This window comes from Sneathiella sp. P13V-1 (assembly GCF_015143595.1).
Taxonomy (GTDB): Bacteria; Pseudomonadota; Alphaproteobacteria; order Sneathiellales; family Sneathiellaceae; genus Sneathiella.
Map to the genome: position 1 here is coordinate 82,787 of NZ_WYEU01000006.1, position 13,042 is coordinate 95,828.

Annotated in this window: 12 protein-coding genes; 3 read left to right on the forward strand and 9 right to left on the reverse strand. The window is 47.5% G+C overall.

Going from position 1 to position 13,042, the window contains the following annotated elements; genetic code table 11:
- Nucleotides 1-5: 5 nt before the first annotated feature.
- The 6 genes from GUA87_RS17575 to GUA87_RS17600 are packed head-to-tail and all read right to left on the reverse strand — an operon-like array spanning nt 6 to nt 6,069.
- On the reverse strand, nt 6-782 hold the full coding sequence (locus tag GUA87_RS17575; protein WP_193717929.1) for a MotA/TolQ/ExbB proton channel family protein: 777 nt from the start codon (nt 780-782) through the stop codon (nt 6-8).
- The gene (locus tag GUA87_RS17580) at nt 783-926 is read right to left on the reverse strand and encodes a hypothetical protein (protein WP_193717930.1); all 144 of its coding nucleotides are present in this window, start codon (nt 924-926) and stop codon (nt 783-785) included.
- Nucleotides 923-2,926 carry an SUMF1/EgtB/PvdO family nonheme iron enzyme gene (locus GUA87_RS17585; RefSeq protein ID WP_193717931.1) on the reverse strand — a complete coding sequence of 668 codons (2,004 nt, stop codon included), beginning with the start codon at nt 2,924-2,926 and terminating at the stop codon, nt 923-925. Before GUA87_RS17585 ends, GUA87_RS17580 begins: the two co-directional genes overlap by 4 nt.
- Nucleotides 2,913-4,400: a hypothetical protein gene (locus GUA87_RS17590; RefSeq protein WP_193717932.1), complete on the reverse strand. Its 1,488-nt coding sequence runs from the start codon at nt 4,398-4,400 to the stop codon at nt 2,913-2,915. The genes GUA87_RS17585 and GUA87_RS17590 overlap by 14 nt, the downstream gene beginning before the upstream one ends.
- An 8-nt stretch (nt 4,401-4,408) precedes the next feature.
- The gene (locus GUA87_RS17595) at nt 4,409-5,629 is read right to left on the reverse strand and encodes a hypothetical protein (RefSeq protein ID WP_193717933.1); all 1,221 of its coding nucleotides are present in this window, start codon (nt 5,627-5,629) and stop codon (nt 4,409-4,411) included.
- Nucleotides 5,630-5,655: 26 nt separating this feature from the next.
- The gene (locus tag GUA87_RS17600; RefSeq protein WP_193717934.1) at nt 5,656-6,069 is read right to left on the reverse strand and encodes a hypothetical protein; all 414 of its coding nucleotides are present in this window, start codon (nt 6,067-6,069) and stop codon (nt 5,656-5,658) included.
- 381 nt (nt 6,070-6,450) lie between these two features.
- Here GUA87_RS17600 and betI point away from each other — a divergent pair, with 381 nt between their 5' ends.
- The 3 genes from betI to betA are packed head-to-tail and all read left to right on the forward strand — an operon-like array spanning nt 6,451 to nt 10,218.
- A complete protein-coding gene (betI, locus tag GUA87_RS17605; RefSeq protein WP_193717935.1) occupies nt 6,451-7,071 on the forward strand; it encodes a transcriptional regulator BetI in 621 nt (206 codons plus the stop codon).
- Between the two features lie 7 nt (nt 7,072-7,078).
- Entirely contained in the window at nt 7,079-8,536 is a 1,458-nt protein-coding gene (gene betB / locus GUA87_RS17610; protein ID WP_193717936.1) for a betaine-aldehyde dehydrogenase, read from the forward strand.
- A 5-nt stretch (nt 8,537-8,541) separates the two neighbouring features.
- On the forward strand, nt 8,542-10,218 hold the full coding sequence (betA, locus tag GUA87_RS17615) for a choline dehydrogenase (protein WP_193717937.1): 1,677 nt from the start codon (nt 8,542-8,544) through the stop codon (nt 10,216-10,218).
- A 1-nt stretch (nt 10,219) separates the two neighbouring features.
- Here betA and GUA87_RS17620 read toward each other — a convergent pair whose 3' ends face one another.
- Genes GUA87_RS17620 through GUA87_RS17630 form a run of 3 tightly spaced genes read right to left on the reverse strand, consistent with a single transcriptional unit; the run spans nt 10,220 to nt 12,923 of the window.
- On the reverse strand, nt 10,220-10,981 hold the full coding sequence (locus GUA87_RS17620; RefSeq protein WP_193717938.1) for an enoyl-CoA hydratase/isomerase family protein: 762 nt from the start codon (nt 10,979-10,981) through the stop codon (nt 10,220-10,222).
- Nucleotides 10,978-12,282, reverse strand: coding sequence for a phenylacetate--CoA ligase family protein (locus GUA87_RS17625; protein WP_193717939.1), 1,305 nt, complete (start codon nt 12,280-12,282; stop codon nt 10,978-10,980). The genes GUA87_RS17620 and GUA87_RS17625 overlap by 4 nt, the downstream gene beginning before the upstream one ends.
- Nucleotides 12,279-12,923: a TetR/AcrR family transcriptional regulator gene (locus GUA87_RS17630; protein ID WP_193717940.1), complete on the reverse strand. Its 645-nt coding sequence runs from the start codon at nt 12,921-12,923 to the stop codon at nt 12,279-12,281. The genes GUA87_RS17625 and GUA87_RS17630 overlap by 4 nt, the downstream gene beginning before the upstream one ends.
- Nucleotides 12,924-13,042: the final 119 nt, after the last annotated feature.

The following is a 13,042-nucleotide window of genomic DNA, read 5'->3' on the forward strand; positions in this document are numbered from 1 at the left end:
ATGATTTACTTGCTAATTCTATTGAGCAAAAATTTCTCGCAGTAGGTCTGCGTTTGGATTAGCTGTCCATCCTGCAACCTGAGAAGCGCATGGAGTAAAAGCATAAGGATCACCGAAACACAGAGCGCAACCAATGTAGAGTTAAAGGCAACCCCGAGGCTGTCGGTCATTAACGTAATATCCCCAGCCAACGCTTCATCAGCTTGAGTAAGGGCCTGACCAATACCACGAACAGTACCGATAAAGCCGATGGACGGGATAGCCCAAATGATGAAGCGGATCATGGTGTTTTCCGCCTCCTGACGCATCGCAAGACCATCCACACTGAGAGAGATCGCCTCTGATGTATTGTGAACATCATCCGTCATCAGATAGCGCCGAATGCTGGATAGAAGGGTTTCAACAACAGGAGTGTCCAAAAAGCGCTGTGGCAGTTTTTCTATTTCCTGCATTGTCTGGCGCAGCGTATCCTTTTCATCGCTTTCCTCGTCACTTTTGCCAATCATTTCACCGACAAAATCGATGGAGTAAATGTGGCTGTCGTTCCAGATTGCCCAGAATTTACCTGCCATAATCAACAAGCACCACAAAGCCAACGTGACACAAATCTGCTGTTCCACGTCTTTCAGGATAACTGTCAATGTTTGCGGCGCAGACTCACCCGCAGCTTTGGCCGCTTCTACCAATCTGGTGGCTTCTGGCGTGATATAGGCTTCATAAATCAAATGCACAAATCCAGCGCAAAGAACCAATAGCAGTAACGGGATGATTATTTTTTTCATTTAAATATCCACCGGAAATGAAACGGGGGAGCTGAGATCCAGTAACTTTCCACCTGTTGCAGCGTTAGTTATGCCCGCGACCAAAATCACTGTCCCCAAAACAGCCCCGATCGTGACAATCACTTTCAGAATTTTCTGTTTCATTCCTCTTCTCCGTAAAGATATCGGCCAATCCGGAATCCGATCGTAGCTTTTGCCTCTTTAGCAGGTGCGCGATAGGCCGGTCGTATCTCCGTCATGTTACCTGAGTTGAAATTGGCGCCTTTGGTCATATGTTGATAGCCTTCAGCATCACCCATCGGATCCACAAGTTTATCTGTCTCATTTGGCGGTACCAGACTATAGTAATCATGCACCCATTCAGACACATTTCCAAACATATCATAGAGACCTGATTTCTCTGGTGGGAAGGACTTTACCGGGGCAACGCCAGCAAATTTGTCCACATAGTTTGGAATATAAAACCGCGCTTTTCCTTTAGCGCTTTCATCGGCCACGTTACCCGCGTCCTTTGGAACGACAGGTTTATCACCCCAATGGAATATTGTCTGCTTTGACTTGCCTGCTTTGCGGGCAAGCCATTCCCACTCTGCCTCGGTCAACAACCGATATCCATTGGACATCTTGTCAAAGCCCGCAACTTGCCCATTTTTGATCTTGTAAAATTCAGAGATCCCTTCCAATCGGCTTAACCAATTGCAATAAACGGCTGCAGTATTCCACTCGATCCCGACCACAGGAAGGTTACCGTTGCCCCCGCTTTTTTTAAATCCGCTGAACTGTGAAATCGTTACCTCGCTTTCAGAGGCATAGAAATGGCGCCTTAAAGTAACTTTGCGAATAAACTCATTCGCACGTTGTCCTTTCTGGTCTCGCGGCGCCCCCATCACAACTTCATTAGGCTTAAACAGGACCATAACCTGACCTGCTTTGGTTATGTATTTTGGTTTCGCAGCCGCAAGCTTGGCTTCTTTTTCCGTTTTGAGATTAAAGTGAACTTTCTTTTGTCCATTTGGTGAAGGCTTGATGATCTTAGTCTGCGAAGCATACCCTTGCCGAACGGCCTTCACCCCTTGACGGTACGCTGGCAGACGAAGCGTAATTGGTGTTTTTCCGTAGGGCTTGCCTTCAATCATCACTTCAGCCACTGGTGTCGAAGTGATCCGCACCTCACCGATTTGGAGCTTCAACGATAGATCTACGTCCTTACTTTCCGCTGGTTTGAAAACCAATTTTTGCTCCTGAGTGCCATACCCTTCCTTTGTGTATTTCAGGTAGTAGTTACGCCCCGGTGTCACCGTTAGTCGTTTCTCAGGCGAGATTTCTTTACCATTGAGGGTTAGCTTCCCATCCTCCGGAGAAACCTTTACTCTTAAAGAAGCCGGTTGAAGTTCTAAACGATAATTGCGGACAATTTCTGTTCTTGTATTTGTGATTTCAAGGTTTTCTCGGATCGTCTGATATCCTTGTTTAGCCACCTCAACATCATAGCTCCCCCCATCCACCTCTGCAGAGTATGGTAAGTTTGAAATCGGCTCTCCGTTTAATGTGACCGATGTGGCATCAGGATCCACTGACAATCCAATTGTCCCTTTCACTGAGGACAATTGGATGTCTTTTTCAATCACCTCACCTCTACCTGCTTTTAGTGTCTCTTTGTGAGGCAACAGGTACGGATGAGTAATTTCCAGATCATAATCCCCAGCTTGAAGTTCCTGTTCAAAAACATCTCCCGAGGCAAATTGGGTATCGTTTAATCTCCAACTCACATCCGTATATTTTGCAACGACCCGCAATTTCAGTATGGCTGGCTTTTCTTCAAGGGCTATCTCAAGAACCGTATTTTCTTCCTCAGGCTCAACTGTTTTTTCCAACGGTTTAAAGCCATCGGCTTGAACCCTGATTTCAGGAAAACGGGTGAACGAAAAAAGTGTATCCCCTGCATAAAACGCAATTCCACCCTCTACAGAGACATTGGCGAGAGGTCGCGCATCATCCGGTGTGATTTTGAGGATTGTCGTTTTCAAAAGGAAAAGCAGGATAAAAATGGCTCCCGCTACGACCACAAGTCCAGAAACCAAAGTAACCAACAAAACCTGCTGTCGGCGCGCGGCTTGCTCAAGTTGTTCTTTAAATTCGCTCATCGACTATCACAACTACCTCTACGGCACTGTCACCAGGCTTTACCTTTAACGAAACGGCTTTCACCCGAAAGCCCTCACGCCGTCCTTCAAATACATACTGTCCCGGTTTCAGTCTGATTTTGTACTCATCAACCACACCAACTTGCCCAACACCCTTAACGGAAACATGCGTTTTCTTGTCGGATCTGACCACAATCTCAACAGGCATATTGTAGTCTTCGATGTTTTTCTTCAACAAATTGGAAGTGTAGGTTAACTGCTTGCTAAGTGACGTAAAAGCCGCAGCAGATTTCAGCGCCGCTTCCGCATTTGCCTTTACTCCTTCATTTGTCAGTCGTTCTGGTTCATTAAGAAAGTTTTGAACTGCCTTTTCATGCTTTAGCACAGCAGACGCCAACTCTACTCCTTGTGCGACTGTCCCGTCATCGGGCCTTAGTTGTAGCGCTCCTTGAAAGGCGGTCAATGCGGCCTGCCAGTTTTCTGACGCCAAAGCTTTTTCAGCATCACTCATCAGAACTTCAAAGGCTAGATCTTTCAGAATTTTCTTCTTTAGATCACGAAGCTCTTGCAGCTCTGCGCGATCCTTAAACAGCTTTTCAGCGAATTTCAATTCCTTATCAAGCGCTCTTAAATCTTCTTTTCGGGCAGCCTCATAACCTCTGGCTATACTTCTCTCAAACGCTTGATTTTTTAAGATTTCAGTGATCTCTTTCGCACGTTCCACATAGGCAGTTCTTGAAGGATCTAATTCTACAATTTTAAGAGAAAGAAGTCGCTCTTGCTCCAGATTATTCTCTGTAGCAGCGCTTTCTGCCTGCTCAATCAGCGGAACAATTTTTTGCAGCTGCTCAATTTTGGGCCGAAGCTCAAGAGCTTCTTGAGAGGTCGGTTTGAGAGCAAGCGCATGTTTAATATTGAAGTCAGCATCTTCGAAATTGTCAGCTTGATAAGAAGATAGAGCTTTATCATAAGCTGATTGATATTCCCCGTTGAATTCAGAAATTGCATTGCTGGATTTTTCAAGCAGATCAGCCGCTATAGTAAAAGCATCATCTATTTTTTTCCGGGCCAACTGATCAACGATCTTTTTTTTACTCCCGAGCAATTCTTTTTGACGTTCTGGAGCCCACTTACCAAATGAATCTGAACTCAGTGTTTCCTCAAACTCCTTCTCAAAGCGCGTCATCATTTCCAAGACATCGCTGTGACTATACTGAGGTTCGACTTTTTCTTTTTTTACGATTTTTGAAGTTGGTACTTTCTTCTCTGAAATTATCTTTGAAGAAGAATTCTCAGCCTTTTCCTCAAGAGGTTGCTGCGTTGGGCTGATACCTTCTGTCACGCCGATATTTTCAACTCTTTGCATCACAACAAAAAGAGCAGCCGCCAGCGCGATGATCGCAATGATCAATCCGCCCACCAACATTTGTTGCCGGGATCTTTTGGCCGCCTCTTCAAGTTTATTTTCAAACATAGGCCGACTTACAACTGCTTAACGGGCGTCTTTTCCTGCTCATAGATTGATTTCAGAAATTCTCGCCACTCTGAAAACTGCTCAGCGGCATTACCGGTTAACTCTTTGGTTTTACCCTCAAATTCAACAACCTGTGGTGCCAACTCTGCATCAATGGATTCGCCCATCTCGTCCAATGTGTCGGCGTGAAGCTTGGATTCTTCATTGCTGCGGAAAGCTGCACCGAAAGCGGCTACGGCTCCTGCGCCTGCGGCAAAACCACCCGCCATCGCAGCAGCAGATCCGCCGGAACTATTGCTGTTGCCAGCCGCTGCTGCCAAACCAATAGCGAGGATCATCAGCAGCCCCCCTGCAACGGCACGCGCTGTGGCTGCAGATTCCGCTTCTTCAAAAGCAACCTGTTCTTCTCGGGCCTTCTGTTGCCAAAGGGTATAGCTTTCCTCCATCTTTGCATTGAATTCTTCATAATGTGTTTGAAGATTATCCACATACAATTGATCGCGGATCCGTATCGCACGAATACGTTTGAGCATCGGGTCAGTTTCACTTGGCAGGCTGACCAGCTCAAAGCGCCCCTCTTCTTCTTTCAAATGCTCCTTAAATGCTTCTTCCGAAAAGTTATTCGCAAAACGCATTTCGGTAACTTTTTGCAAAAGAGCAAGGTCGGTCCCATCAACACCTTTTAGGCGCTCCACCAAATCTTTCGCAGCTTCTTCAAAGACCGGGCTGTACGCATCTTTTCCTTTATTGCGAAGATTATTATGGAACCTTTCACTCACTTCGTGTTCGTAACTGCTCGTATACCATTTAGATCCGGAAATATCGTAGACATCCACTCGAATGCCAACATCTTTTCCGTTAGATTCAAGTATCTTACCGAGAATATAAACATCACCAGTGGCTTCCGAGTCGGGTGAAACTCGAACCGCACCAAATTGTTCCGTTTTCTCCAGTTCCTCTTTCATCATTAAGGCGAAACGCACAGCTTCCGCCCGTCGCAATTCTGGCCAAATGCGAGCTTCAGCCATTTCCTCATCTGTTTGAGGAATACCTGGATCAAAAACGGGAACAATAATGTCCAGTTTAGTTTGTGCTTTAGGAACAGTTTTAATGGCCTCACTTCGAAGCTGACCAGATGTCTTGGGTCCCACAGAACCCGTCATACCAGGTGTCACGCAACTGGTTAGAAAAAAGCAAAAAATGGCAACCCAGCCAATAACTACACGCATATTCCTATCCCCTATGAAACTCCTGATCAGGAGTTCGGTATCCCCTTCAACTTACGATATTCTTCCCACAAACGTTCCCTTTTTTCAGGATCCGGCTCATTCATAGCTGCTTCGCGAACCTTCTTCTGAAGAATGTCGTCATTATTAGCAGGCGGTATATCATCGGGTATTTTACCGTTAGGCAATACCCTTGGCATAACTTGAGGAACTTGCCCCTCCTCTGCCTCTTCTTCTGCCGCTTCAGCCGGTGCAACCGCGACCTTGGGTGTTTCTGTTCCCTGCAAATCTGAGGAAGCAGTGGAACTCGCGCTTCCAGACCCACCATCAGAGGTGCCACTTCCAGCTCCTCCTCCGCTTGCGCTTTGACCTCCGCCTGACTGAGCATCCTCAGTCATACAATCATCATATCGGTTGAGAGCATCAAATAAAGCGCGATCCATCGCCCTCAAAGTCTCTTCGCGTGTTTGGGTACTATTGGAATCGTAGTGAATACTACTATCCCCGCAATCGCTCTTTGTTTGCGCAATCGCTGATCCGCCGAATAACAAAACCGGCAATATAACCAAACAACAGTATCTCAACCGCGCCTCCACACAAATAAAGAGTATTGAATTTTATTACGTTCTCACATGCAGGTCAATTTTCACTGAAAGGAAACTCGTCTCTGATCAAAACAAAGCTCAAATTAGTACACCAATATGAAATAAGTAGGGCAGTCCACATCATTTGAATAATGGTCTATTCTTCTTCGTCACATACTTGACTCGTTAAACGATTTCTGTTTTTTAATTAAACGTTCATTTAACAAAGAGTAGATTAAGATGCCCAAAGTTGGGATGCCTAAAATTCGGATCCCGCAGTTGATTGAAGCGACCATGTCAGTCATCAATGATGTGGGCATTCATAATGCTTCGGTTGCTGCGATTGGAAAATACGCTAGCGTCTCCCCTGCCATTATCAATCACTATTTTGGGGGCAAGGCCGGCCTTTTGGAAGCGACCATGCGGCACGTCTTGAAAAGGCTCTCCAACGCAATTAACCTCCGCCTAAAGGAAGCTGAAACAGCCGATGTTGCGGATAGGGTCATGGCAATTATTGACGGCAATTTCGACCCTGAACAAATGGACCCAAGATATACAAAGACCTGGCTGACTTTTTGGTGCCAAGCCATGCACAAACCAGAGCTTTACCGACTTCAACAGATTAACAACAAACGTCTGCTGTCCTATTTAAGGTATGAGTTCAAGAAGCATGTGTCTCACGAGCAGGCCGTTTTTATTTCCCACGGCGTCGCCTCACTTATCGATGGCATATGGCTTCGAAGCGCCTTGTCACCATCTGATTTTGACCATGATCACGCGCGCAGCCTTATCTTAAAATTCATCGAAGCAAACTTGACAAAAGAAACCTGGATTACAGCTGGTTTCCATAAACATATTTGAGCCCATCATGACTATTATTCACAGCTTTGTTGACGGCGATTACTGGCCTCAGCAATCACCAGAAGTCTTTCAGACAAGCAATCCGGCCACAGGTAAGGTTCTTGCAACCGTCGCGCAAGCCGACCAGGCGACCATAGAGGCGGCCGTATCCAGTGCCGTAAAAGGACAAGCCATCTGGGCAGCCCTTCCAGCCGTGGAACGGGGCCGTATCATGCTAAAAGCGGTGCAAATTCTTCGTGAGCGCAATGATGAATTGGCCTTGCTGGAAGTTCAGGATACCGGCAAGCCATTACAAGAAGCGAACATCGTTGATATTATGTCTGGGGCTGATGTTATCGAATATTATGCGGGCCTTGCGGATAAGATACAGGGCGATTATCAACAACTCTCCGCTTCTCAATCCTTCCACACGCGCCGCGAACCGCTCGGGGTGTGCGCAGGAATTGGCGCTTGGAATTATCCTATTCAAATCGCGTGTTGGAAATCGGCCCCCGCTCTTGCCGCCGGAAACGCGATGATTTTCAAGCCGTCAGAGGAAACACCACTTACGGCATTGAAATTGGCAGAAATTTACAAAGAGGCTGGCGTCCCTGATGGAGTGTTTAATGTAGTTCAGGGAGATTACCGTGTCGGTCAAATGCTCACAGCACATCCGGAAATTGCGAAAGTTTCCTTCACTGGCGAGAGCGGTACCGGAAAGACGGTTATGGCGGATAGTAGCCAGAGCCTCAAACAGGTGACAATGGAACTTGGTGGCAAGTCCCCGCTGATTATTTTTGAAGATTTCCCATTGGAACAAGCCATCACGGGGGCCATGCTCGCAAACTTTTATACCCAAGGTGAAGTTTGCACCCATGGGACACGGGTCTATGTCCAGCGCAGTATATATGATGCGTTTCTCGCGCGTCTCAAAACGCGTACAGAGGATCTTATCGTCGGCGACCCGCAAGATCCAGCAACCCAGGTCGGTGCACTTATTTCAAAAGGTCATCTGGAAAAAGTCCTTGGATATATTGAAGAGGGGAAGACATCTGGCGCGCGATTGCTTTGCGGCGGCCATCGCGTAGCAACAGAGGGCCTTGAGAAAGGGAACTTTGTTGAGCCTACCGTTTTTGCTGATTGCACTGAAGACATGAGCATCGTCCGGGAAGAAATTTTCGGCCCAGTCATGTGTGTCATGCCCTTCGATAACGAAGAGGAAGTGATAAAACGCGCCAATGACACCCCTTATGGTCTTGCGGCTGGTGTCTTCACCAAAGATATTTCACGCGCTCATAGAGTAATCAACCAAATGAAGGCCGGTATCTGTTGGATCAACACTTGGGGAAACTCCCCTGCGGAGATGCCCGTCGGTGGCTATAAACAATCTGGGATCGGACGTGAAAACGGTATCGAAACCCTGCATCACTATACGCAGTTAAAGAGCGTATTTGTTGAACTGGACGACCTGCCCGAGAGTTACTGATTATTATGGAACTCAATTTCGATTACATTATCGTTGGGGCAGGATCCGCAGGGTGCGTACTTGCGGATCGCTTGAGCAAAGATGGTAAAAACCGCGTTCTCCTGTTGGAGAAAGGCGGAAGCGACCGACATATCTTCATCCAAATGCCAACCGCCCTGTCTTATCCAATGAACATGGAGCGGTTTTGTTGGCCATTTCATAGTGTCAATGAAGTTGGTTTGGACGGCAGATCCCTTCACACACCACGCGGCAAAACCCTTGGTGGGTCGTCTTCCATTAACGGGATGGTTTATGTACGTGGCCATGCTGAAGATTTCAACCAGTGGCAGGAACAAGGCGCAGACGGATGGTCATACGAGGACTGCCTGCCCTATTTTAAACGTGCCGAAAGTTGGATGGGTGGGGCCGATGAATATCGCGGCGGGGCTGGTCCTGTGGGTACGTGTAATGGCAATAATATGCAGAAAAACCCACTATATCAGGCCTTTATCGATGCAGGCGTAGAAGCCGGATATGGTCATACGGATGACTATAACGGATACCGACAAGAAGGTTTCGGCCCCATGCATATGACGGTCAAAGAGGGGGTTCGAAGTTCAACATCCAATGCTTACCTACGCCGTGCCATGAAACGGGGTAACTTAAGCGTTCTGACCGGGGGGATGTCCCGGCGGATCATCACAAAAGAAATAGAGGGTGAATTAGTCGCAACGGGCATCGAGTTTGAACAAGGCGGAACTATCCAGATCGCATCTGCCAATAAGGAAGTCATTCTGTCTGCGGGTTCTATCGGATCCCCACAACTGCTACAACTATCAGGTATTGGTCCGGCGGATACTTTAAAACAGGCAGGTGTAGAGGTGAAGTTCAGCGCGCCCGGTGTTGGTGCAAATCTGCAGGACCATCTGGAAGTTTATTTTCAGTATGAATGCACGCAGCCCATATCCCTCAACCGAAAGCTCAACCCGTTCAGCAAAGCCCTTATCGGCGCGGAATGGATAATGTTTAAGTCAGGACTTGGTGCCACAAACCACTTTGAATCCTGCGCCTTTATCAGGTCCCGCGCTGGATTGAAATGGCCTGATATTCAGTATCACTTTTTGCCTGCCGCCATGCGATATGACGGGAATGCTGCGTTCAAAGGCGATGGATTTCAGGTACATGTGGGCCCGAACAAACCAGCCTCTCGCGGATCCGTAAATATAAAAAGCCCTAAGCCTGACGCCTTACCTGAAATCAGGTTTAACTATCTCACCGCTGAACAGGATATTGAAGATTGGCGCGCGTGTATCCGCCTGACCCGTGAAATCTTGGGTCAGAATGCACTTAGCCCTTTTCGTGGGAACGAAATTAAACCTGGAACGGACATTCAAACGGATGAGCAGATTGACGCCTGGGTTCGCGAAAATGTTGAAAGTGCTTATCATCCATCTTGCACTGTTAAGATGGGCAGCGCGGAAGACCCCATGGCGGTTTTGGATGCGAAGTGCCGCGTGAGGGGTGTTAGAAGCCTTCGTGTTGTGGATTCATCGATTTTCCCGACCATCACAAACGGAAACTTGAACGCACCAACCATAATGGTGGCGGAAAAGGCAGCAGATACTATTTTGGGTAAGCCTGCCCTTCCCGCCGAAGATGTACCCGTATGGGAACATCCTAACTGGATGAATGAACAGCGATAATCTAGAAATCCTTCAAAAGCCGCGTGGTTTCAGGATCCAGAAAACCTGCAACTGTTGCGTCCGTTTCCAGTTGCAGGGCCCTATGGATGTCAGCGACAGCAGCTATATTCAAAACCCGCTTCATTGCCCTCGTCGACAATGTTGGAAGTGCAGCGAGGCGTTCAGCGACAGCTGTCGCATCTTGCATCAGGTCTTTATCTGCTGAAACACGCCACGCAACCCCTAACTCCTTAAGGGTCGCAGCCTCATATCGATCGCCGAAAAACAGCATTTCACGCGCCTTATTTAGGCCCACAAGGGATGGCAGAAGAGTTGTGACGGCACCGGTCACAAACAGATTTAAGGACACTTCGGGAAAGAACGCTTTTGCACTTTCTCCCCAGATAGGGAAATCGCAATTAATCGCCCATTCAAACCCGCCGCCAACGGCCCATCCATTAATCGCCCCAACAACCGGCTTTGGCCCCATCATGATGGCATGTGTGGCCCTTTGAATGGCGTCAACTAGCTCCCGCGCCTCTTCTTCACTTGCCGGATGGACATGCTCCGCGCGGTCATCCCCGGCACAAAAGGCTTTGCCCGCGCCCGTAAAAATGATGGCCTTTGTTTCAATGTCTTTGTGGGCATCCTCAAATGCTGTGGCAACATCTTCAATAAGATCCCGATTCATGGCATTTAAGCTGCCAGGACGATTAAGGGTAATGGTCCGAACCCCGGGAGCCGTGATGTCACTTAAGACAGTCTTATACTGATAGTCGGTCATTCATAAGTCCTCACCACTCTTTTGGTTTTGCCTTCTGTACGGGGGAGCGCATTAGGGGGCAAAAGTTTAACTTCCGCACTTGCCCCAAGCTTGCTCTTAATAGCGTCTGCTATTCTCTGTCTTAAAATATCCTGCGCCCCACTCTCCTCGTTTAGCTCTGTCTCAATAGGTAAGACATCGTAAGGAGGCGGGTTATCTAGAACGATCCGATACTCACCAGATAATTCTTCAAATTCATTGATTACAGCGGCGACCATGGTGGGGAACATGTTGAGCCCGCGAACGACGATCATATCGTCGGAGCGACCAACAACTCTGAACCGGAACCCGGTGCAACCACATTCACAGGGATCTGTTCCTTGAATTTCAATGATGTCCCCTGTTCTGAAACGAACCAGAGGCTGACATTCTCGAGCCAAATGAGTGAGCACCAACTCACCTTTTGCGCCTGATGTCATTTCAAGAGGTGCCGCTGTATCTGGATCAATCAATTCCGGATGCAAGACATCAGCTGCCAAGAAATGCAGACTGGTGTCGAACGGACATTCGGCCGCGAAATTACAGAAGACATCAGAAACGCCGTAATTGGCATTTCGGGCCTCCATACCCCACACTTCTTTCATGCGGGCACGAAACGCGGGATCATCCACACCAGGCTCCCCGCCAAACAAGCCGATTTTCAATCCTAGATCTTTTGGTTTCAGACCTTGAAACTTACTCGTCAGAACTTGCTCAAGCACCGCGGGGTAAGAAGGTGTACAGGAGATCGCACTAACACCAACTTCCTGAATGGTTCTCACAAGCAATTCAGTTGACCCAACCCCAAAAGGAATGACGAGAGCGCCAGTTTCCTCCAATGTCATATGATCGGTGAGCCCGCCCATCCACATCTGATAATTCAGGCAATGGACAACAGTATGTTCTTCCCCCAATCCGGCAGATGATTGACAGCGACCTCCCACAACCTGAGTAATCAGGCTGTCTTGCTTGGAAAGGGCAAGGTTCATTGCCTGCCCGGTCGTGCCAGACGTTCTATGTAAGCGATTGACGTCTTTTCGGTGTGTTGCCAAGTAATCCCCAAAAGGCGGATGCGCCGCTTGCGAAAGTCGTAATTGGGATTTATCTGACAAAGGGAGTTTGGCAAGATCTTTCAAAGTTTCAGGAACTTCAATTCCATGCCACAACTCTTGATAAAAAGGGGAGTTTTCAAGCACATAGCTCCGTTGCTTAGCCCACAATTCATCTGCGTGAGTTTCAATCTCAGACGATAAAGCTTTATGCCCATTTGGCAGCAAACTCATAAGTCCATCCCCCGTCTCCAGATTTCAGTAAGTGTTTCAATCACCTGATTGTCGTTTGTGGACACCGCCAGCAAATCAGGATCAGAGGAGAGGAACATGTTTGACAAATACTGATCAACCATCCCGCCCAAAGCATAGGCCCTTCGCTTCAATTCAGCAGGCTCAGCCGGCTTACCAAGACGCATCGCCTCATCCACTTTGGCGCGGACAACTCTATCAATCCATTCTTTGTTCAGGCGATGAAACGCCGTTTTGACGTCATTGTTGATCAAATGGTGATGAAGCAAGCACCGCATCAACCCCCGATGATTTTTAAACAGATGGAAATAGGCATCTGTTGCTGCCTTTATCCGATCATTTTCGCCTTCCCCTGATGCTTTCATACGCTCCTGTAGGAAGGAGATAAAAATCTGTAGCAGTTCCTGAAACAAGACATGGCGGTCTTTGAAATAGATATAGAAAGTTCCGTTAGATATGGATGCGGCGGCACAAACTTTGGACACAAGCAGATCCGCAGGTTCAATCTCATCAAGGAGAACACTCGCTGCTGCAATGATATGCAAGCGGGTGCGCTGACCTTTCGGCTTCCCTTCCCCTTCTGTTTTTAAAAAGTCAACAAATCGCATCAATGACACTGGCATATCTTTTCTCATTTTATAAATATGACGTCAGTTTCATTTTTATTATCTGAGTTAGATGAGAATGACAAGACAATAAAAAAACACCGCAAGCGTAATGCCGCGGTGTTTTAAGATCAAAT

Coding starts and splice junctions, on each gene's coding strand:
- betI (WP_193717935.1), top strand. CDS start 6,451: ATGCCCAAAGTTGGGATGCCTAAAATTCGGATCCCGCAGTTGATTGAA.
- GUA87_RS17620 (WP_193717938.1), bottom strand. CDS start 10,981: ATGACCGACTATCAGTATAAGACTGTCTTAAGTGACATCACGGCTCCC.
- betB (WP_193717936.1), top strand. CDS start 7,079: ATGACTATTATTCACAGCTTTGTTGACGGCGATTACTGGCCTCAGCAA.
- GUA87_RS17630 (WP_193717940.1), bottom strand. CDS start 12,923: ATGCCAGTGTCATTGATGCGATTTGTTGACTTTTTAAAAACAGAAGGG.
- GUA87_RS17590 (WP_193717932.1), bottom strand. CDS start 4,400: ATGTTTGAAAATAAACTTGAAGAGGCGGCCAAAAGATCCCGGCAACAA.
- betA (WP_193717937.1), top strand. CDS start 8,542: ATGGAACTCAATTTCGATTACATTATCGTTGGGGCAGGATCCGCAGGG.
- GUA87_RS17595 (WP_193717933.1), bottom strand. CDS start 5,629: ATGCGTGTAGTTATTGGCTGGGTTGCCATTTTTTGCTTTTTTCTAACC.
- GUA87_RS17575 (WP_193717929.1), bottom strand. CDS start 782: ATGAAAAAAATAATCATCCCGTTACTGCTATTGGTTCTTTGCGCTGGA.
- GUA87_RS17580 (WP_193717930.1), bottom strand. CDS start 926: ATGAAACAGAAAATTCTGAAAGTGATTGTCACGATCGGGGCTGTTTTG.
- GUA87_RS17585 (WP_193717931.1), bottom strand. CDS start 2,926: ATGAGCGAATTTAAAGAACAACTTGAGCAAGCCGCGCGCCGACAGCAG.
- GUA87_RS17625 (WP_193717939.1), bottom strand. CDS start 12,282: ATGAGTTTGCTGCCAAATGGGCATAAAGCTTTATCGTCTGAGATTGAA.
- GUA87_RS17600 (WP_193717934.1), bottom strand. CDS start 6,069: ATGGATCGCGCTTTATTTGATGCTCTCAACCGATATGATGATTGTATG.